This is a genomic window from Streptococcus mitis, assembly GCF_047465045.1.
Taxonomy (GTDB): domain Bacteria; phylum Bacillota; class Bacilli; order Lactobacillales; family Streptococcaceae; genus Streptococcus; species Streptococcus mitis_DT.
In genome coordinates this window covers 1-20,506 of sequence record NZ_JASHAR010000015.1, presented here as the reverse complement: position 1 = coordinate 20,506, position 20,506 = coordinate 1, and the positions used below count along the sequence as shown (strand labels likewise).

The 20,506-nt window shown below is 41.8% G+C and carries 22 protein-coding genes and 1 pseudogene; 22 read left to right on the top strand and 1 reads right to left on the bottom strand.

Annotated features, from left to right (window positions below; all coding sequences use genetic code 11):
- The first annotated feature begins 120 nt into the window (after window positions 1-120).
- The 9 genes from QM409_RS08125 (at window position 121) to deoD (ending at window position 8,802) form a co-directional block, all read left to right on the top strand.
- Window positions 121-1,176 (top strand): ABC transporter permease, encoded by a 1,056-nt coding sequence (locus QM409_RS08125; RefSeq protein ID WP_414305132.1) that lies wholly within the window; start codon window positions 121-123, stop codon window positions 1,174-1,176.
- Between the two features lie 13 nt (window positions 1,177-1,189).
- Complete coding sequence (locus tag QM409_RS08120; protein WP_045611369.1) at window positions 1,190-1,870, top strand: ABC transporter ATP-binding protein; 681 nt, start codon at window positions 1,190-1,192, stop codon at window positions 1,868-1,870.
- 125 nt (window positions 1,871-1,995) lie between these two features.
- Window positions 1,996-2,925, top strand: coding sequence for a peptidase U32 family protein (locus tag QM409_RS08115; RefSeq protein WP_414305131.1), 930 nt, complete (start codon window positions 1,996-1,998; stop codon window positions 2,923-2,925).
- A 105-nt stretch (window positions 2,926-3,030) separates the two neighbouring features.
- A complete protein-coding gene (rpiA, locus tag QM409_RS08110) occupies window positions 3,031-3,714 on the top strand; it encodes a ribose-5-phosphate isomerase RpiA (RefSeq protein ID WP_414305130.1) in 684 nt (227 codons plus the stop codon).
- A gap of 23 nt (window positions 3,715-3,737) precedes the next feature.
- Window positions 3,738-4,949, top strand: coding sequence for a phosphopentomutase (locus QM409_RS08105; RefSeq protein WP_414305129.1), 1,212 nt, complete (start codon window positions 3,738-3,740; stop codon window positions 4,947-4,949).
- A 1-nt stretch (window position 4,950) separates the two neighbouring features.
- Window positions 4,951-5,511, top strand: coding sequence for a DUF1697 domain-containing protein (locus tag QM409_RS08100; RefSeq protein ID WP_414305128.1), 561 nt, complete (start codon window positions 4,951-4,953; stop codon window positions 5,509-5,511).
- Complete coding sequence (locus tag QM409_RS08095) at window positions 5,508-6,317, top strand: purine-nucleoside phosphorylase (protein WP_414305127.1); 810 nt, start codon at window positions 5,508-5,510, stop codon at window positions 6,315-6,317. Before QM409_RS08100 ends, QM409_RS08095 begins: the two co-directional genes overlap by 4 nt.
- Before the next feature lie 2 nt (window positions 6,318-6,319).
- Window positions 6,320-7,603, top strand: coding sequence for a chloride channel protein (locus QM409_RS08090; protein ID WP_414305126.1), 1,284 nt, complete (start codon window positions 6,320-6,322; stop codon window positions 7,601-7,603).
- 488 nt (window positions 7,604-8,091) lie between these two features.
- The gene (deoD, locus tag QM409_RS08085; RefSeq protein ID WP_414305125.1) at window positions 8,092-8,802 is read left to right on the top strand and encodes a purine-nucleoside phosphorylase; all 711 of its coding nucleotides are present in this window, start codon (window positions 8,092-8,094) and stop codon (window positions 8,800-8,802) included.
- Between the two features lie 32 nt (window positions 8,803-8,834).
- Here deoD and pavA read toward each other — a convergent pair whose 3' ends face one another.
- On the bottom strand, window positions 8,835-10,490 hold the full coding sequence (gene pavA, locus QM409_RS08080) for an Rqc2 family fibronectin-binding protein PavA (protein WP_000006744.1): 1,656 nt from the start codon (window positions 10,488-10,490) through the stop codon (window positions 8,835-8,837).
- Window positions 10,491-10,594: 104 nt separating this feature from the next.
- On the opposite strand from pavA, the gene ybeY reads away from it, so the two are divergent.
- The 13 genes and pseudogenes from ybeY to QM409_RS08015 all read left to right on the top strand — a co-directional run.
- Window positions 10,595-11,092 carry an rRNA maturation RNase YbeY gene (ybeY, locus tag QM409_RS08075; RefSeq protein WP_000275156.1) on the top strand — a complete coding sequence of 166 codons (498 nt, stop codon included), beginning with the start codon at window positions 10,595-10,597 and terminating at the stop codon, window positions 11,090-11,092.
- Complete coding sequence (locus QM409_RS08070) at window positions 11,073-11,468, top strand: diacylglycerol kinase family protein (protein ID WP_000378166.1); 396 nt, start codon at window positions 11,073-11,075, stop codon at window positions 11,466-11,468. The genes ybeY and QM409_RS08070 overlap by 20 nt, the downstream gene beginning before the upstream one ends.
- A 16-nt stretch (window positions 11,469-11,484) precedes the next feature.
- Window positions 11,485-12,384 (top strand): GTPase Era, encoded by a 900-nt coding sequence (era, locus tag QM409_RS08065; protein ID WP_261028601.1) that lies wholly within the window; start codon window positions 11,485-11,487, stop codon window positions 12,382-12,384.
- 48 nt (window positions 12,385-12,432) lie between these two features.
- Window positions 12,433-13,257: a DNA-formamidopyrimidine glycosylase gene (mutM, locus tag QM409_RS08060; protein WP_237446915.1), complete on the top strand. Its 825-nt coding sequence runs from the start codon at window positions 12,433-12,435 to the stop codon at window positions 13,255-13,257.
- Window positions 13,257-13,862, top strand: a complete 606-nt coding sequence (gene coaE / locus QM409_RS08055) for a dephospho-CoA kinase (RefSeq protein WP_125442773.1) — start codon at window positions 13,257-13,259, stop codon at window positions 13,860-13,862. The genes mutM and coaE overlap by 1 nt, the downstream gene beginning before the upstream one ends.
- Complete coding sequence (locus QM409_RS08050) at window positions 13,849-15,048, top strand: multidrug efflux MFS transporter (protein ID WP_125442772.1); 1,200 nt, start codon at window positions 13,849-13,851, stop codon at window positions 15,046-15,048. Before coaE ends, QM409_RS08050 begins: the two co-directional genes overlap by 14 nt.
- Window positions 15,048-15,197 carry a 50S ribosomal protein L33 gene (rpmG, locus tag QM409_RS08045; protein ID WP_001809104.1) on the top strand — a complete coding sequence of 50 codons (150 nt, stop codon included), beginning with the start codon at window positions 15,048-15,050 and terminating at the stop codon, window positions 15,195-15,197. The genes QM409_RS08050 and rpmG overlap by 1 nt, the downstream gene beginning before the upstream one ends.
- A 39-nt stretch (window positions 15,198-15,236) precedes the next feature.
- Window positions 15,237-15,470: a preprotein translocase subunit SecG gene (gene secG, locus QM409_RS08040; protein WP_000282517.1), complete on the top strand. Its 234-nt coding sequence runs from the start codon at window positions 15,237-15,239 to the stop codon at window positions 15,468-15,470.
- Window positions 15,471-15,571: 101 nt separating this feature from the next.
- Window positions 15,572-17,923 carry a ribonuclease R gene (rnr, locus tag QM409_RS08035; protein ID WP_414305124.1) on the top strand — a complete coding sequence of 784 codons (2,352 nt, stop codon included), beginning with the start codon at window positions 15,572-15,574 and terminating at the stop codon, window positions 17,921-17,923.
- On the top strand, window positions 17,886-18,353 hold the full coding sequence (smpB, locus tag QM409_RS08030; protein WP_261008770.1) for an SsrA-binding protein SmpB: 468 nt from the start codon (window positions 17,886-17,888) through the stop codon (window positions 18,351-18,353). The genes rnr and smpB overlap by 38 nt, the downstream gene beginning before the upstream one ends.
- 19 nt (window positions 18,354-18,372) lie before the next feature.
- On the top strand, window positions 18,373-19,233 hold the full coding sequence (tehB, locus tag QM409_RS08025; protein WP_261015328.1) for an SAM-dependent methyltransferase TehB: 861 nt from the start codon (window positions 18,373-18,375) through the stop codon (window positions 19,231-19,233).
- 71 nt (window positions 19,234-19,304) lie between these two features.
- Window positions 19,305-20,258, top strand: a complete 954-nt coding sequence (locus tag QM409_RS08020; RefSeq protein WP_414305123.1) for a competence protein CoiA — start codon at window positions 19,305-19,307, stop codon at window positions 20,256-20,258.
- 18 nt (window positions 20,259-20,276) lie between these two features.
- Window positions 20,277-20,506, top strand: a pseudogene (locus QM409_RS08015) (oligoendopeptidase F); the annotation flags it as partial.

Here is a 20,506-nt window from a genome sequence, read left to right as displayed (position 1 = left end):
ATTTTATTTAATTTGATTAGTGAGATTTGTTTTGAATACAGAGACAGATTTTCTGTCTCCTATTTTTATAGTAGTGGGGTGTCTAATCGATACCTCTTGGAAAAGTTAAAGGAGATAAGCATGTATCTTGCTATCAAAGAAATATTACAAAACAAACTTCGATATAGTTTGATTCTAACTACCATTTTTCTTATCGCTTTTATGGTCTTTTTTATAACCAGTCTAGCTCTTGGTCTTGTGCGAAACAACCGGGCAGCTATTGATAATTGGCAAGCGACGGGTGTAGTTTTATCTGACTACGCAAATGATAATTTGACAGCATCCTTTATTCCTGAAAAGGACTACAAGGATAAGAGTTCTAAAGAGGCAGCTCCACTGGGTTATATGTTCGCTGTGACCAATCTAGTCGATGATAGTGAAAAGGTCAATGTTTCCATCTTTGCTCAAGAGTGGGACGCTTTTATCTCTCCTAGTTTGACGGAGGGCCGTTATCCTGAAGGGGATGATGAGGTGGTCGTTGATCAGTCCTTTGAAAACTATGGAATGAAGTTGGGTGATGCCATTCAGCTCAATGGAAGCGAAGTAAGTTACAAGATTGTAGGGCTGACTAAAGGAAATAAGTTTTTTACTGAACCAGTTGTCTTTACGAGTTTGACAACTTATTGGACCTTACAAGGAACTTTAAAATCTAATAAATCCATCTCTGCCTTGGTATTGAAAAATGATATAGAAGTGGCTGGCGATGGACTGAAACAGATTTCTATTCCAAAAATGATATCGAAAATTCCTGGTTACACACCTCAGGTTAATGTATTTTCAGGGATGATTCTTGCTATGATTGTTATCACAGGCTTGATTGTGGGTATATTTGTTTATATCATTACGATACAAAAACTAGGACTTTATGGAATAATGCGGGCTCAGGGAATACAGATCAAAACCATTGTATGGTCTCTTTTCTGTCAAATCTTCTTCCTAGCTGGTATGGGGATTGCTTTAGCCTTGCTGGCTGTTGGAGGAGTGATTTTAGTCTTGCCAGCTACCTTCTTTTTCTACCCAAGTTGGTTAGCCTATTCTGTCCTAAGCTTGGTGATTTGTTTGATGGCCATGCTAGGTGGTGTCATTTCACTTCCACGCTTGCTAAAGGTGGACCCGATTACTGCGATTGCAGAATGATAAGGAGAATAGTATGACAGCATTGATTGAAATGACTCAAGTGACAAAAACTTACGGGGAAGGAAAGATGAAAGTCATAGCTCTACATGAGACGAATTTTCATCTAAATGCGGGAGAGTTCGTAGCTATCGTTGGGCCTTCAGGTTCTGGAAAGACAACCTTTCTAACGACTCTAGGACAACTTCAGGAAGCATCGAGTGGAAAGATTTTAGTTAAGGGGAAGGAAACAGGCAGTTTGACGGAGAAGGAGAAAACAGACCTCCGTTTTAGAGAGTTTGGCTTTATTCTTCAGGCTTCAAACTTAATTCCATTTCTTACGGTCAAGGAACAGCTGGATTTGATTGACAGACTAGATAAGGGAAAAAATAGTAAAAGTGATCGAAAAGAGCTCTTTGATTTGTTGGATTTGGAAAAAGTACAAGATCAGTATCCCAAGGCATTGTCAGGTGGAGAACGTCAACGAGCTGCGATTGCTAGAGCGCTTTATAACAATCCGAGCATCGTTCTTGCAGATGAGCCAACAGCTAGTCTTGATACAGAGCGGGCCTATCAAGTAACGGAGATGTTGGCTGCCATTGCCCACGAACAAGGTAGAGGAGTTGTCATGATTACACATGATACACGCCTTCTTGATAAGGTTGACCGTATTTATGTCATGAATGATGGTCACCTAGTTGAAGAAACACATGCATAAAAAGAGAGTGAACGGTGTTGGATACTGTTCACTTTTTAATTTCAAAATTTAAAAATAAGACTGACTTTTTGTAAAACTCCCAGTATTCATAGCTGATTTTCCAGAAATGTGGTATAATTTTTCTTATGGAAAAGATTATCATTACAGCAACTGCTGAAAGTATTGAACAAGTTGAACAACTGCTCGAAGCTGGCGTAGACCGGATCTATGTCGGTGAGAAAGATTTTGGCCTTCGTCTGCCAACGACCTTTAGTTATGACGAATTGCGTGAAATCGCTAATCTGGTGCATGATACTGGTAAGGAATTGATCGTTGCGGTTAACGCCCTCATGCACCAAGATATGATGGACCGTATCAAGCCTTTCTTAGATTTCTTGGAAGAAATCAAGACAGACTACATTACGATTGGGGATGCAGGTGTCTTTTATGTGGTCAATCGCGATGGTTATTCATTTAAGACAATCTACGATGCTTCGACTATGGTAACTAGCAGTCGCCAGATTAACTTCTGGGGACAAAAGGCTGGCGCATCTGAGGCTGTTTTGGCGCGTGAAATTCCATCAGCTGAACTCTTCAAAATGCCAGAGATTTTGGAAATTCCTGCTGAAGTTTTGGTTTACGGTGCAAGTGTTATTCACCATTCTAAACGTCCACTCTTGCAAAACTACTATAACTTTACGCATATCGATGATGAAAAAACGCGTAAACGTGACCTCTTCTTGGCAGAGCCAAGTGATCCTGAAAGCCACTATTCCATTTTTGAAGACAATCATGGTACTCACATCTTTGCCAATAATGATCTTGATTTGATGACCAAATTGACAGAATTGGTTGAGCATGGTTTCACTCACTGGAAATTAGAAGGTCTCTATACACCTGGTCAAAACTTTGTTGAAATTGCAAAACTCTTTATCCAAGCGCGTAGCTTGATCCAAGAGGGCAACTTTAGCCATGACCAAGCCTTCTTGCTAGATGAAGAAGTTCGCAAGTTACACCCTAAAAACCGTTTCCTTGATACAGGATTTTATGACTACGATCCTGATATGGTAAAATAGGACATCAAAACCCGAAATAAAAATGTTCGGGTTTTTCTAGTGTATCCATGAAATAAAAAGTGATACATGTTATAATAAAGTTAGCTCTTTAATGGAGGTGTTTGAGTGGAAAATCTGAAAAAAATGGCAGGTATCAAGGCTGCTGAGTTTGTCAATGATGGCATGGTAGTCGGACTGGGTACTGGTTCTACTGCCTATTATTTCGTAGAAGAAATCGGTCGTCGTATCAAGGAAGAAGGACTGCAAATTACAGCTGTAACGACTTCTAGCGTGACCAGTAAACAGGCTGAAGGGCTAAATATCCCGCTCAAGTCTATTGACCAAGTAGACTTGGTTGATGTGACGGTTGATGGGGCGGATGAAGTGGATAGCCAGTTTAATGGAATCAAAGGCGGTGGTGGTGCCCTTCTCATGGAGAAGGTTGTGGCAACGCCCTCAAAAGAATATATTTGGGTTGTTGATGAAAGCAAGCTAGTCGAGAAACTGGGTGCTTTTAAATTGCCAGTGGAAGTGGTCCAGTATGGTGCAGAACAGGTCTTCCGTCGTTTTGAGCGAGCTGGCTACAAACCGAGTTTCCGTGAAAAAGACGGCCAACGTTTTGTGACCGATATGGAGAACTTTATCATTGACCTAGCCTTGGATGTCATCGAAGATCCAATTACTTTCGGGCAAGAATTGGACCATATCGTTGGTGTCGTAGAGCACGGCTTATTCAACCAAATGGTGGATAAGGTAATCGTTGCTGGACGAGACGGGGTTCAGATTTTAACTTCAACAAAAACAAGATAACTAAAATAATAAGGAGATACAGTATGTCAAAATTTAATCGTATTCACTTGGTTGTACTGGATTCTGTGGGAATCGGTGCTGCACCAGATGCCAATAACTTTGTCAATGCAGGGGTTCCAGACGGAGCTTCGGACACACTGGGACACATTTCAAAAACAGTTGGTTTGAATGTGCCAAACATGGCTAAAATCGGTCTAGGAAATATTCCTCGCGAAACTCCTCTGAAGACTGTTCCAGCTGAAAGCAATCCAACAGGATATGCAACAAAATTGGAAGAAGTATCCCTTGGTAAGGATACTATGACTGGACACTGGGAAATCATGGGACTCAACATTACTGAGCCCTTCGATACTTTCTGGAACGGATTCCCAGAGGAAATTCTGACAAAAATCGAAGAATTTTCAGGGCGCAAGGTCATTCGTGAGGCCAACAAACCTTACTCAGGTACAGCTGTTATCGATGATTTCGGACCTCGTCAGATGGAAACTGGAGAGTTGATTATCTATACCTCAGCTGACCCTGTTTTGCAGATTGCTGCCCACGAAGACATCATTCCTTTGGATGAATTGTACCGTATCTGTGAATATGCTCGTTCGATTACCCTTGAGCGTCCTGCCCTCCTTGGTCGTATCATTGCTCGTCCATATGTTGGTGAGCTAGGAAACTTCACCCGTACAGCTAACCGTCGTGACTTGGCCGTATCTCCATTTGCACCGACTGTATTGGATAAATTGAACGAAGCTGGTATCGATACTTACGCTGTTGGTAAAATCAACGATATCTTTAACGGTGCTGGTATTAATCATGACATGGGTCACAACAAGTCAAACAGCCACGGAATTGATACACTATTGAAGACCATGGGCCTTGCTGAGTTTGAAAAAGGATTCTCTTTCACAAACTTGGTTGACTTTGATGCCCTTTACGGTCATCGACGCAATGCTCACGGTTACCGTGATTGCTTGCATGAGTTTGATGAACACTTACCTGAAATTATCGCAGCTATGAGAGAGAATGATCTTCTCTTGATTACTGCGGACCATGGAAATGACCCAACTTACGCAGGAACAGACCACACTCGTGAATATATTCCATTGTTGGCCTACAGCCCTGCCTTTAAAGGAAATGGTGTTATTCCAGTCGGACATTTTGCAGATATCTCAGCGACTGTTGCCGATAACTTTGGTGTAGAAACTGCCATGATTGGGGAAAGTTTCTTAGATAAATTGGTATAAGATGACGCGCTATGCTTTGCTGGTGAGAGGTATCAATGTTGGTGGCAAGAATAAGGTCGTCATGGCGCAACTTCGTCAAGAACTGACAGAGTTGGGACTGGAAAAAGTTGAGACCTACATCAACAGTGGCAATATCTTCTTTACTTCGACAATCCCTAAAGCCCGGTTGATTGAAAAGATAAAGGCTTTCTTTGAAGTCCATTATCTATTTATTCAGAGCTTTTCTTTGCTGAGTCAGGAAGATTATGAAGAAGAGCTGAATAATCTGCCAGATTGGTGGACCAAAGACCTAGCTCGAAAAGATGTGCTCTTCTACACGGAGAGCTTGAATGTGGATCAAGTCATCGAGAAAGTTGAAAGTTTGGAACTGAAAGATGAAGTGGTTCATTTTGGAAGACATGGGATTTTCTGGGGGAAATTTTCTGAAGAATCCTACTATGCAACTGCCTATCACAAGCACCTACTCAAGATGCCTTTCTATCGCTATATTACCATTCGCAATGCCAAAACCTTTGACAAAATCGGTCAAATGCTAAAAAATAATAAAGGAGACATACAATGACATTTTTAGATAAAATCAATGAAACAGCTGCTTTCCTGAAAGAAAAGGGAATCCAAGCGCCTGAGTTTGGTTTAATCCTTGGATCAGGCCTTGGAGAATTGGCAGAAGAAATCGAAAATCCAGTTGTAGTAGACTATGCTGATATTCCAAACTGGGGTCGTTCAACAGTAGTTGGTCACGCTGGTAAATTGGTATATGGTGAACTGGCAGGGCGCAAGGTCTTGGCTCTTCAAGGTCGCTTTCATTTCTACGAAGGCAATCCTCTGGAAGTCGTGACTTTCCCAGTTCGTGTCATGAAAGTTCTCGGATGTGAAGGTGTCATTGTAACCAATGCAGCTGGTGGTATCGGATATGGTCCGGGTACCTTGATGGCTATCTCTGACCATATCAACATGACGGGGCAAAACCCATTGATGGGTGAGAACTTGGATGACTTTGGTCCACGTTTCCCAGATATGTCTAAAGCCTACACTCCAGAATATCGTGCTACTGCCCATGAAGTGGCTAAAAAACTTGGTATCAAGCTTGATGAAGGTGTCTATATCGGTGTAACTGGTCCAACTTATGAAACACCAGCAGAAATTCGTGCCTATAAGACATTGGGAGCGGATGCAGTTGGTATGTCTACTGTTCCTGAAGTGATTGTGGCAGCCCACTCTGGCTTGAAAGTTCTAGGAATTTCATGTATTACTAACTTTGCCGCTGGTTTCCAAGAAGAACTCAACCACGAGGAAGTTGTGGAAGTGACTGAACGTGTCAAAGGTGACTTCAAAGGCTTGCTGAAAGCGATTCTTGCAGAATTGTAATCATGTTAAAGGACTTGAGGAGATTTTTTCGAAAGATTCCTTATAATTTTAGATTATTCCTAGCAGTAATTCTACAAGGAATAGTTTCGGGTTTATCTGGTATTTTTCTCCATTATCTTTTAGAGATAGTAGAGAGTCTAGCTTTTGGTCAATCAGAGAATCATAGTGGATTTTTGACAGATGGAGTTTCCTCGTTACGGATAGGATTAAGTTTAATAATCGTGGGTCTTAGCTCGTCTCTGGTCTGGTATTTCTTACAAAAAAAATCACAGATTTTTTCCATAAAAGCACAGATGAAGGATGAGACTTCACAATACAAGCTTCATTTTTTAAGACAGCTATTTCATTCAATTTGGCAGATTATTGCAGTTGGCGGGGGAGCGCCTATTGGCAAAGAAGCTGCGCCACGAGAGATTGGAACTCTATTTGCAGGACAAATTGTAAAAATATGTTTTCTCTCTAAGAAGGATCAAATCTTTCTCCTTGCTTGTGGTGCTGGTGCTGGTTTAGCGGCTGTTTATCAGGTTCCATTAACAAGTGTCTTCTTTGTTTTTGAAACCCTAGGAATTGCTCTATCTATTAAACGATTTGTCTTAGTCGGTTTGACTACCTATGTCTCAACCCATATAGCAGGCTTGGTTATTTCAGATCAGGCTCTCTACCAGATTCCAGCGATAACATGGTCATTAAAGGAAATATGGATTATTCCCTTATTACTTCTTTTCTTAACCCCACTAGCTTGGCTTTTTGGTCGCTTAAGTAAGGCAGCGTCTTCAAACAGAATAAAAGATAAACGAATACTTCTCACATTGCCCTCAGCTTTTCTTTTTCTTGTTGGTCTTGCAAGTTCCTTTCCACATTTACTTGGCAATGGACGCATGATGGCTCAGGAAATTTTAAATGGTAGCAGTGGTCAAACAGTGCTTCTCATGTTTTTCCTAAAAGCAGTGGTAGTTCTTATTATCCTTTGGGCAGGGGCCTATGGTGGTACTCTTACGCCATCTTTTGCTTTGGGGATGGCTGGAGCTGCTCTCTTGGGAATGATTCTAGGTTTGGACAGTCAGCCAACCGTTTTACTTTTGGGATCGGTTTGCTTTTTGTCTGTGACCTTGAGGGCGCCCATTTCTGCAACCGGATTAGTAATCGGTTTCACTGGGCTAGCTTTGGATTCTCTTCCGTATCTCTTAGTAACAGCTGTTTTAGCCTATGAATTTGCAAAAATGTTAGACCGCTTTCCTTGGGCTAGCATACTGTGTCAGAAGTCAAAGAATAAAGTAATAAGATAGAGAACGACCGTTTCTTCTAATCAAAGATTTATCTTAAAAGATTAAAAACTATTGTCAATTTATCAATAACTGTTTGAAATAAAAAAGAAGTAGGCTTATCGGAGTTATGATTGAATACGATTGTTCCTAGCTATAAAATAAAAATGAGAAAGAAAAGTAGAGCGTGTGTTCTAATTTGGACATAAGTGGAAAACTTTTCATAACAATAAAAGAAAGGATGGGTTAACTGTATTCATTGAACTGAATACAGGCGGAGAACTGTGTAAAAAAGATAAACTGTCTAGCATCTGAGATGCTTCGTCAGTTTCCTATTTTTACTTTGTTCTCTGTCGCTATCCTGAATATAAAAAAAGAAAGGTAGAGTGAGGTGTTCTAATTTGAACACGAGCGGAAAACTCGGAAAATAGATAATCTGACTGAGAAATCAGGATTTCTCGTCAGATTCCTAATTTTCAGTCGTTTTCTTGTCGCTCTTTGTATCATAAATTATGTCTATCCATATTGCTGCTCAGCAGGGTGAAATTGCTGATAAAATTCTTCTTCCTGGGGATCCTCTTCGTGCTAAGTTTATTGCGGAGAATTTCCTTGAAGATGCTGTTTGTTTTAACGAAGTGCGTAACATGTTTGGTTACACTGGTACTTACAAGGGCTATCGTGTATCTGTCATGGGAACTGGGATGGGAATGCCATCTATTTCGATTTATGCGCGTGAGTTAATTGTTGACTACGGTGTGAAGAAATTGATCCGTGTGGGAACTGCAGGTTCTTTGAATGAAGATGTTCATGTTCGTGAATTGGTTTTGGCGCAGGCAGCTGCAACCAACTCAAACATTGTCCGTAATGACTGGCCACAGTATGATTTCCCACAAATCGCTAGCTTTGATTTGCTTGATAAGGCATACCATATTGCTAAAGAACTTGGTATGACAACCCACGTTGGGAACGTTTTGTCATCTGATGTCTTTTACTCAAACTACTTTGAAAAGAATATCGAGCTTGGTAAATGGGGAGTCAAGGCTGTGGAAATGGAAGCGGCAGCTCTCTACTATTTGGCAGCCCAACATCATGTTGACGCCCTTGCTATCATGACTATCTCTGATAGTTTAGTCAATCCAGATGAGGACACAACTGCAGAAGAACGCCAAAATACCTTCACAGATATGATGAAGGTTGGTTTGGAAACCTTGATTGCAGAGTAAAATGTAAAAGAAAATCCTGATTTCAAGTAAAATCAGGATTTTTTCATGGATGCGATTTTTTCTGGGTCTGGTGTGACACGGAGGGTCTTTTGTCCTGTGTAAGTGACAAAGCCTGGTTTTCCGCCAGTTGGTTTGTTGAGTTTCTTGACTTCAATCATATCTACCTGCACCAGATTTGACAGGCGACCTTGAGAGAAGTAGGCGGCTAGTTCTGCCGCGTCTGTCTTGACTTCATCGGATGGGTCAAGATTGCCTGAGATGACAACATGGCTTCCAGGAATGTCCTTGGCATGGAACCAAAGTTCCTCCTTGCGGGCCATTTTAAAGGTTAGCTCCTCATTTTGCAGGTTATTGCGACCGACATAGATGATGGTTTTGCCATCGCTTGCTAGATATTGTTCTGGTTTTTTGCGTTTCTGGATTTTCTCCCGTTGTCTTCTGCGGATAAAACCTGTTTGGATCAATTCTTCACGGATTTCAGCGATTTCTTCTAGTCCAGCTTGGTTGAGGACGGTTTCTACACTTTCCAGATAGAGAATGGTTGCCTTGGTTTCCTCAATCAGCTCAGTCAAGTATTTGACAGCTTCTTTGAGTTTCTGATACCGTTTAAAATAGCGTTGGGCATTCTGGTTGGGAGTCAAGGCCTTATCAAGCGCAATTGTGATAGGTTGATTAGTATAGTAGTTGTCTAGGATAACCTGATCTTGGTCATTAGGAACTTGATGGAGGAAGGTTGTCAGTAATTCCCCCTTTTGACGAAATTCTTCAGCGTTGTCTGTCGCCAGTAACTCTTTTTCTTGTTTTTTAAGCTTATGACGATTTTTTTGAAGTTCATTTTCAACACGACGAATCAGTTCACTGGCTTGCTGTTTTACGCGGTCGCGCTCAGCCTTATCCTTATAGTAGGTGTCCAACAAATCAGAAAGACTGGCAAAAGGCTCTCCCACCTGATTTGCAAAAGGAACTGGGCTGAAGGAAGTCTCAGTCAAGCATGGCTTGGTTTCTTGATTGAAAAAGTTTCGGAAAGTGGAAAGTTTTTCACTAACCAGTATCCTTTCCAATTCATTTGCCGTATCGCGTCCCAGACCTTGAAAGAGGCTTTGAAGATTTTTAGCTGTCGTTTCCTGTGTTTGCAGGATTTCAAAAAGTTTCTCGTCCTTGATTGTAAAAGGATTGAGAGCTTCCGTACTTGGCGGAGCGATATAGGTCGATCCAGGAAGCAAGGTGCGGTAGCTATTTTGTGAAAAGCCAACATGTTTGATAACTTCGAGGATTTTATGACTGCTTTTATCGACCAGTAGAATATTACTGTGTTTCCCCATAATTTCGATAATCAAGGTAGCCTGAATATGGTCCCCAATCTCGTTTTTATTAGAAACCGTAATTTCCACAATACGGTCATTTTCCACTTGCTCAATCGACTCAATCAGGGCACCCTGCAAATATTTTCTTAAAACCATGATAAAGGTAGAAGGCTGGGCTGGGTTTTCAAAAGTTGTTTGGGTCAGCTGAATGCGTCCAAAAACTGGATGGGCAGAAAGGAGCAGGCGATGACTTTGGCGATTGCTACGGATTTGCAAGACCAACTCTTGTTCAAAAGGTTGATTGATTTTCTGAATGCGACCATTCACTAATTCTCTTCGCAATTCCTCAACCATGTGGTGTAAAAAAAATCCGTCAAATGACATCGTTCTCTCCTTGTGATTGTATTCCATAGTATTATATCAAAAAGGTAGAATAAAATCATGGAAATGTGGTATAATAAAGCCAAGTAAAGAGAAACGAGAAGCACATGTATATTGAAATGGTAGATGAAACTGGTCAAGTTTCAAAAGAAATGTTGCAACAAACCCAAGAGATTTTGGAATTTGCAGCCCAAAAATTAGGAAAAGAAGACAAGGAGATGGCAGTTACCTTTGTGACCAATGAGCGTAGTCATGAACTCAATCTGGAGTACCGTGACACCGACCGTCCGACAGATGTCATCAGCCTTGAATATAAACCAGAGTTGGAAATTGCCTTTGACGAAGAAGATTTGCTTGAAAATCCAGAATTAGCAGAGATGATGTCTGAGTTTGATGCCTATATTGGGGAATTGTTCATCTCTATTGATAAGGCTCATGAGCAGGCTGAGGAATATGGCCACAGCTTTGAGCGTGAGATGGGCTTCTTGGCAGTACACGGCTTTTTACATATTAACGGCTATGATCACTACACTCCGGAAGAAGAAGCGGAGATGTTCGGTTTACAAGAAGAAATTTTGACAGCCTATGGACTCACAAGACAATAAACGAAAATGGAAAAATCGTGACCTGATATCCAGTTTAGAATTTGCTCTTACAGGAATTTTTACTGCCATAAAGGAAGAACGCAATATGCGAAAACATGCGGTGACGGCTCTCGTGGTCATCCTCGCAGGTTTTGTTTTTCAGGTGTCACGAATCGAATGGCTCTTTCTCCTATTGAGCATTTTTTTGGTAGTAGCCTTTGAAATTATCAATTCTGCTATCGAGAATGTGGTGGATTTGGCCAGTCACTATCACTTTTCTATGCTGGCTAAAAATGCCAAGGATATGGCGGCTGGTGCGGTATTAGTGGTCTCTCTTTTCGCAGCCTTAACAGGCGCATTGATTTTTCTCCCACGAATCTGGGATTTATTATTTTAAACAGTAAGAGGAAATTATGACTTTTAAATCAGGCTTTGTAGCCATTTTAGGACGTCCCAATGTTGGGAAGTCAACCTTTTTAAACCACGTCATGGGGCAAAAGATTGCCATCATGAGTGACAAGGCGCAGACAACGCGCAACAAAATCATGGGAATTTACACGACTGATAAGGAACAAATCGTCTTTATCGACACACCAGGGATTCACAAGCCTAAAACAGCTCTTGGAGATTTTATGGTTGAGTCTGCCTACAGTACCCTTCGTGAAGTGGATACAGTTCTTTTCATGGTACCTGCTGATGAAGCGCGTGGTAAAGGGGACGACATGATTATCGAGCGTCTCAAGACTGCCAAGGTTCCTGTGATTTTGGTGGTGAACAAGATCGATAAGGTTCACCCAGACCAGCTTTTGTCTCAGATTGATGATTTCCGTAACCAAATGGAATTTAAGGAGATTGTCCCTATCTCAGCCCTTCAGGGAAATAACGTATCTCGTTTAGTGGATATTTTGAGTGAAAATCTGGACGAAGGTTTCCAATATTTCCCAGCTGACCAAATCACAGACCATCCAGAACGTTTCTTGGTTTCAGAGATGGTTCGCGAGAAAGTCTTGCACCTAACTCGTGAAGAGATTCCGCATTCTGTCGCAGTAGTGGTTGATTCTATGAAACGAGATGAAGAGACTGATAAGGTTCATATCCGTGCAACCATCATGGTCGAGCGAGATAGCCAAAAAGGGATTATCATCGGTAAAGGTGGCGCTATGCTTAAGAAAATCGGTAGCATGGCCCGTCGCGATATTGAACTGATGCTAGGAGATAAGGTCTTCCTAGAAACATGGGTCAAGGTCAAGAAAAACTGGCGTGATAAAAAGCTAGATTTGGCTGACTTTGGCTATAATGAAAAAGAATACTAAGCAGAGGTGGGCTCATGCCTGCTTCTTGTTTTTACAGAAGGAGGACTTATGCCTGAATTACCTGAGGTTGAAACCGTTCGACGTGGCTTGGAAAAATTGATTTTGGGTAAGAAGATTTCGAGTATAGAAATTCGCTATCCCAAGATGATTAAAACGGACTTGGACGAATTTCAAAAGGAAGTGCCTGGTCAGATTATTGAGTCAATGGAACGTCGGGGAAAATATTTGCTTTTTTACCTGACAGACAAGGTCTTGATTTCCCATTTGCGGATGGAGGGCAAGTATTTTTACTATCCGAACCAAGTGCTTGAACGCAAACATGCCCATGTTTTCTTTCAGTTTGAAGATGGTGGCACGCTTGTTTATGAGGATGTTCGCAAGTTTGGTACTATGGAACTCTTGGCTCCTGACCTTTTAGACGCCTACTTTATTTCTAAAAAACTAGGTCCTGAACCAAGCGAACAAGACTTTGATGTGCAGGTCTTTCAAGTAGCTCTAGCTAAATCTAAAAAGCCTATCAAATCCCATCTTTTAGACCAGACTTTGGTAGCTGGACTTGGCAATATCTATGTGGATGAGGTTCTCTGGCGAGCTCAGGTTCATCCAGCTAGACCTTCCCAGACTTTGACAGCAGAAGAAGCGACTGCCATTCATGACCAGACCATTGCTGTTTTGGGACAGGCTGTTGAAAAAGGTGGTTCCACCATTCGGACTTATACCAATGCCTTTGGGGAAGATGGAACCATGCAGGATTTTCATCAAGTCTATGACAAGGCTGGTCAAGAATGTTCACGTTGTGGCATCATCATTGAGAAAATCCAACTAGGTGGACGAGGCACCCATTTTTGTCCTCAGTGCCAAAGGAGGGGCTGATGGGAAAAATCATTGGAATCACTGGGGGAATTGCCTCCGGTAAGTCAACCGTGACAAATTTTCTAAGAAAGCAAGGCTTTCAAGTAGTGGATGCCGACGCAGTCGTTCACCAACTACAGAAACCTGGTGGTCGTCTGTTTGAGGCTCTAGTCCAGCACTTCGGGCAAGAAATCATCCTTGAAAACGGAGAACTTAATCGCCCTCTCCTAGCTAGTCTTATCTTTTCAAATCCTGAAGAACGAGAATGGTCTAAGCAAATCCAAGGAAAGATTATCCGTGAGGAACTAGCTACGTTGAGAGACCAGTTGGCTCAGACAGAAGAGATTTTCTTCATGGATATTCCCCTACTTTTTGAGCAGGACTACAGCGCTTGGTTTGATGAGACGTGGTTGGTCTATGTGGATCGAGATGTCCAAGTAGAACGCTTAATGAAAAGGGACCACTTGTCCAAAGATGAAGCTGAGTTTCGTCTGGCAGCCCAGTGGTCTTTAGAAAAAAAGAAAGGTTTGGCTAGCCATGTTTTAAACAACAATGGCAATCAGGATCAGCTTCTTACTCAGGTGTTCTCCCTGCTTGAGGGAGGTAGGCAAGATGACAGAGATTAACTGGAAGGATAATCTGCGCATTGCCTGGTTTGGTAATTTTCTGACTGGAGCCAGTATTTCTTTGGTTGTGCCTTTTATGCCCATCTTCGTGGAAAATCTAGGTGTAGGGAGTGAGCAAGTCGCTTTTTATGCAGGATTAGCTATTTCTGTCTCTGCTATTTCGGCGGCGCTCTTTTCTCCTATCTGGGGGATTCTTGCTGATAAATATGGTCGAAAACCCATGATGATTCGTGCTGGTCTGGCCATGACTATCACTATGGGAGGCTTGGCCTTTGTGCCAAATATTTATTGGTTAATCTTTCTTCGTTTACTAAATGGTGTATTTGCGGGTTTTGTTCCTAATGCAACGGCCTTGATAGCCAGTCAGGTTTCCAAGGAGAAATCAGGCTCTGCCTTAGGTACTTTGTCTACAGTCGTAGTTGCAGGTACTCTAACTGGTCCTTTTATTGGCGGCTTTATCGCAGAATTATTTGGTATTCGTACTGTTTTCTTACTGGTTGGTAGTTTTCTATTTTTAGCTGCTGTTTTGACTATTTTCTTTATCAAGGAAGATTTTCAACCAGTAGCCAAGGAAAAGTCCATCCCAACAAAGGAATTATTTACATCAGTTAAATATCCCTATCTTTTGATCAACCTCTTTCTGACCAGTTTTGTCATCCAATTTTCAGCCCAATCAATCGGCCCTATCTTAGCTCTGTATGTGCGCGACTTAGGCCAGACAGAGAATCTTCTTTTTGTCTCTGGTTTGATTGTATCCAGTATGGGCTTTTCCAGTATGATGAGTGCAGGAGTTATGGGAAAGCTAGGTGACAAGGTTGGCAACCATCGCCTCTTGATTGTAGCCCAGTTTTATTCAGTCATCATCTATCTCCTCTGTGCCAATGCCTCTAGCCCCCTTCAACTAGGACTCTATCGTTTCCTCTTTGGCTTGGGAACCGGTGCCTTGATTCCCGGAGTTAATGCCCTTCTCAGCAAGATGACGCCCAAAGCTGGTATTTCGAGGGTATTTGCCTTCAATCAGGTATTCTTTTATCTGGGAGGTGTCGTTGGTCCCATGGCAGGTTCTGCAGTAGCAGGTCAATTTGGCTACCATGCAGTCTTTTATGCGACAAGCCTTTGTGTTGCCTTTAGTTGTCTCTTTAACCTTCTTCAATTTCGAACATTATTAAAAGTAAAGGAAATCTAGTGCGAGTAAAAATTAATCTCAAGTGCTCCTCTTGTGGCAGTATCAATTACCTAACCAGTAAAAATTCCAAAACCCATCCAGACAAGATTGAGGTTTTAAAGTATTGTCCCAAGGAAAGAAAAGTAACCCTACATCTTGAATCTAAGTAGATTTTATGGTAAAATAATAGGGATTTTAAGGAGTTTGATATGTATAACCTATTATTAACCATTTTATTAGTATTATCTGTTGTGATTGTGATTGCGATTTTCATGCAACCAACCAAAAACCAATCCAGCAATGTATTTGATGCCAGCTCAGGTGATTTGTTTGAACGCAGTAAAGCACGCGGTTTTGAAGCTGTAATGCAGCGTTTGACAGGGATTTTAGTCTTTTTCTGGCTAGCCATTGCCTTAGCATTGACGGTATTATCAAGTAGATAAGAAAATAATGGGCAGGACTAGGTCTTTGCCTCTTTTTATTTTTAAAGGATGTTTGAAAAGGTTTTACAGTAAAAGAAAATTAAAAAATCTAGAAAGAAAATATGAAAGATAGAATAAAAGAATATTTGCAAGATAAGGGAAAGGTAACTGTCAATGACTTGGCTCAGGCTTTGGGAAAAGACGGTTCCAAGGATTTTCGTGAGTTGATTAAAACCTTATCCTTAATGGAAAGAAAGCACCAGATTCGTTTTGAAGAAGATGGTACTCTGACCTTAGAAGTTAAGAAAAAACATGAGATTACTCTCAAGGGGATTTTTCATGCCCATAAAAATGGCTTTGGTTTTGTCAGTCTAGAAGGCGAGGAGGACGACCTTTTTGTAGGTAAAAACGATGTCAACTATGCTATTGATGGCGATACTGTTGAGGTTGTCATCAAGAAAGTCGCTGATCGTAACAAGGGAACAGCGGCGGAAGCCAAAATTATCGATATCCTAGAACACAGTTTGACAACTGTTGTCGGTCAAATCGTTCTAGATCAGGAAAAACCTAAGTATGCTGGCTACATCCGTTCGAAAAATCAGAAAATCAGCCAACCGATTTATGTAAAAAAACCAGCCCTTAAACTGGAGGGAACAGAAGTTCTCAAGGTCTTTATCGACAAATACCCAAGCAAGAAACATGATTTCTTTGTCGCGAGTGTTCTAGATGTGGTGGGGCATTCAACGGATGTCGGAATTGATGTTCTTGAGGTTTTGGAGTCTATGGACATTGTCTCAGAATTTCCAGAGGCTGTTGTCAAGGAAGCAGAAAGTGTGCCTGATGTTCCGTCTCAAAAGGATATGGAAGGCCGTCTGGATCTAAGAGATGAGATTACCTTTACCATTGACGGTGCTGACGCCAAAGACTTGGACGATGCGGTGCATATCAAGGCCTTGAAAAATGGAAATCTGGAGCTCGGTGTTCACATCGCAGATGTTTCCTACTATGTGACCGAGGGTTCTGCCCTTGACAAGGAAGCCCTTAATCGTGCGACTTCTGTTTATGTGACAGACCGTGTGGTTCCAATGCTTCCAGAACGACTGTCAAATGGAATCTGCTCTCTCAATCCCCAAGTTGATCGCCTGACCCAGTCTGCCATTATGGAGATTGATAAGAATGGTCGTGTGGTCAATTACACCATTACACAAACAGTTATCAAGACCAGTTTTCGTATGACCTATAGCGATGTCAATGACATCTTAGCAGGCGATGAGGAAAAGAGACAAGAATATCATAAAATTGTTCCAAGTCTTGAACTTATGGCTAAGCTCCATGAAACTCTAGAAAACATGCGTGTGAAACGTGGAGCCCTCAATTTCGATACCAATGAAGCCAAGATTTTAGTGGATAAACAGGGTAAGCCTGTTGATATCGTTCTTCGTCAGCGTGGTGTTGCCGAGCGCATGATTGAATCCTTTATGTTGATGGCCAATGAAACAGTTGCTGAGCATTTTAGCAAGCTGGATCTACCTTTCATCTATCGAATTCACGAGGAGCCTAAGGCTGAAAAAGTTCAGAAGTTTATTGATTATGCTTCGAGTTTTGGCTTGCGCATTTATGGGACTGCTAGTGAGATGAGCCAGGAGGCGCTTCAAGACATCATGCGTACTGTTGAGGGAGAACCTTATGCAGATGTATTGTCCATGATGCTTCTGCGCTCTATGCAGCAGGCTCGCTATTCGGAGCACAATCACGGCCACTATGGACTAGCGGCTGACTATTACACTCACTTTACCAGTCCGATTCGCCGTTATCCAGACCTTCTTGTTCACCGTATGATTCGGGACTACGGACGTTCTAAGGAAATAGCAGAGCATTTTGAGCAAGTGATTCCAGAGATTGCGACCCAGTCTTCCAACCGTGAGCGTCGTGCTATCGAGGCTGAGCGTGAAGTCGAAGCCATGAAAAAGGCTGAGTATATGGAAGAATACGTAGGCGAAGAGTACGATGCGGTTGTGTCCAGCATTGTCAAATTTGGTCTCTTTGTCGAATTGCCAAACACAGTGGAAGGCTTGATTCACATCACCAATTTGCCTGAATTTTATCATTTCAATGAGCGTGATTTGACCCTTCGTGGGGAAAAATCAGGAACAACCTTCCGTGTAGGTCAGCAGATTCGCATTCGGGTTGAAAGAGCTGACAAGATGACGGGTGAGATTGATTTCTCTTACATTCCAAGTGAATTTGATGTGATTGAAAAAGGCTTGAAACAGTCTAGTCGCAGTGACAGAGGGCGCGGTTCAAGTCGTCGTTCAGATAAGAAGGAAGATAAGAGAAAATCAGGACGCTCAAATGATAAGCGCAAGCATTCGTCAAAAGATAAGAAAAAAGGTAAGAAGCCTTTTTACAAGGAAGTAGCTAAGAAAGGAGCCAAGCATGGCAAAGGGCGAGGGAAAGGTCGTCGAACAAAATAAAAAGGCGCGCCACGACTATACAATCGTAGATACGCTAGAGGCAGGAATGGTCCTGACTGGAACTGAAATCAAGAGTGTGCGAGCTGCTCGAATCAATCTCAAGGATGGATTTGCCCAAGTAAAAAATGGGGAAGTTTGGTTGAGCAATGTTCATATCGCTCCTTACGAAGAGGGCAATATCTGGAACCAAGAACCAGAACGCCGTCGCAAACTCCTGCTCCATAAGAAGCAAATACAAAAGTTGGAACAAGAGACCAAAGGGACAGGAATGACCCTTGTTCCCCTTAAGGTCTATATCAAAGATGGCTATGCCAAGCTCCTTTTAGGACTTGCTAAAGGAAAGCATGACTATGACAAACGGGAGTCTATCAAGCGACGGGAGCAAAATCGCGACATCGCGCGTGTTATGAAAGCTGTCAACCAGCGATAAGATAAAAAGAGGAATGAAAATGGAAAAACTAGTTGCCTACAAACGCATGCCACTGTGGACTAAAGAGACTATGCCAGAGGCGGTTCAGCAAAAGCACAATACCAAGGTCGGAACTTGGGGTAAGATCACAGTTGTAAAAGGAGCTCTCAAGTTTATTGAATTGACCGAAGAAGGAGAAGTTCTAGCTGAACATCTCTTTGAAGCAGGAGCAGACAATCCAATGGCGCAACCGCAAGCCTGGCACCGAGTGGAGGCTGCCACAGATGATGTAGAATGGTACTTGGAATTTTATTGTAAACCTGAGGATTATTTCCCTAAGAAATACAATACCAATCCTGTTCATTCAGAAGTTCTGGAAGCTATGCAAACAGTGAAACCGGGTAAAGCCTTGGATTTGGGTTGTGGTCAGGGCCGTAATTCCCTCTTTTTGGCCCAGCAAGGATTTGATGTGACAGCTGTGGACCAAAATGAACTGGCCCTTGAAATCTTGCAAAGCATTGTGGAGCAGGAAGATCTGGACATGCCTGTTGGTCTTTACGATATCAATTCAGCCAGCATTGGGCAAGCATATGATTTTATCGTTTCAACAGTTGTTCTCATGTTTCTACAAGCGGACCGCATTCCAGCTATTGTCCGAAACATGCAGGAGCACACCACTGTCGGTGGTTACAATCTTATCGTCTGTGCCATGGATACGGAGGATTATCCTTGCTCAGTGAACTTCCCATTCACCTTTAAAGAAGGGGAATTGGCAGACTATTACAAGGACTGGGAATTGGTCAAGTACAATGAAAATCCGGGTCATCTGCACCGTCGCGATGAGAATGGCAATCGCATTCAACTACGCTTTGCAACCATGCTAGCTAAGAAAATCAAATAAACACACATGAAGATTAGGAATTTTCCTGATCTTTTTTCTTTTTTACGAATAATATAGAAAAGGAGGGAATCATGTTTGTTGCGAGAGATGCTAGGGGACAGTTGGTAAATGTGTTAGAGGATAGGCTCGAGAAACAAGCATATACCTGCCCCGCTTGTGGAGGTCAGCTCCGTTTGCGTCAAGGACCAAGTGTACGGACCCATTTTGCCCATAAATCTTTAAAAGACTGTGATTTTTCATTTGAAAATGAAAGTCCAGAACACCTGTCCAATAAGGAATCCCTCTATCACTGGTTGAAAAAAGAGGCAGAGGTACAAATAGAATACCCCCTTCCAGAGCTTAAACAGATTGCAGATGTGTTTGTAAATGGTAGTCTAGCTCTAGAAGTTCAGTGTAGTCCCTTGCCTCAAAAAGTTCTTAGAGATCGTAGTGAGGGCTATCGTAGTCAGGGTTACCCAGTACTGTGGTTGCTAGGTCAAAAACTTTGGCTCAAAGACCGCTTAACCCGTCTGCAACAAGGTTTTCTCTATTTCAGTCAAAATATGGGCTTTTATGTTTGGGAATTAGACAAGAAAAAACAAGTTTTAAGACTCAAATACCTGATTCACCAAGACCTCCGCGGTAAACTCCATTATCAAATCAAGGAATTTCCCTATGGTCAAGCTAGTTTATTGGAAATATTGCGTTTCCCCTATAAGAAACAAAAAATCTCTTATTTTACAGTTTCTCAGGACAAGGCCATCTGTCGCTATATCCGACAACAACTGTTTTATCAAAATCCCTTTTGGATGAAAGAACAAGCAGAAGCCTATCAAAAGGGAGAAAATCTTCTGACTTATGGGCTCAAAGAATGGTATCCACAAATTCGACCAATAGTGGGCAAATTTTTCCAGATTGAGCAAGATTTGACCAGCTATTATCAGTATTTTCAAACCTATTATCAAGAAAATCCTCAAAATGATTGGCAAAAGCTCTATCCACCAGCCTTTTATCAGCAATATTTCTTGAAAAATATGGTAGAATAGAAAGGATGGAGGAATCTAATGGTATTACAAAGACATGAAATAAATGAAAAAGATACATGGGATCTATCAACGATTTACCTAACTGACCAGGCTTGGGAAGAAGCCTTAAAAGATTTAACAGAAAAATTGGAGACAGTAGCCCAGTATGAAGGCCATCTCTTGGATAGTGCGGATAGCCTACTCGAAATTACTGAATTTTCTCTTGAGATGGAACGCCAAATGGAGAAGCTTTACGTTTATGCTCATAT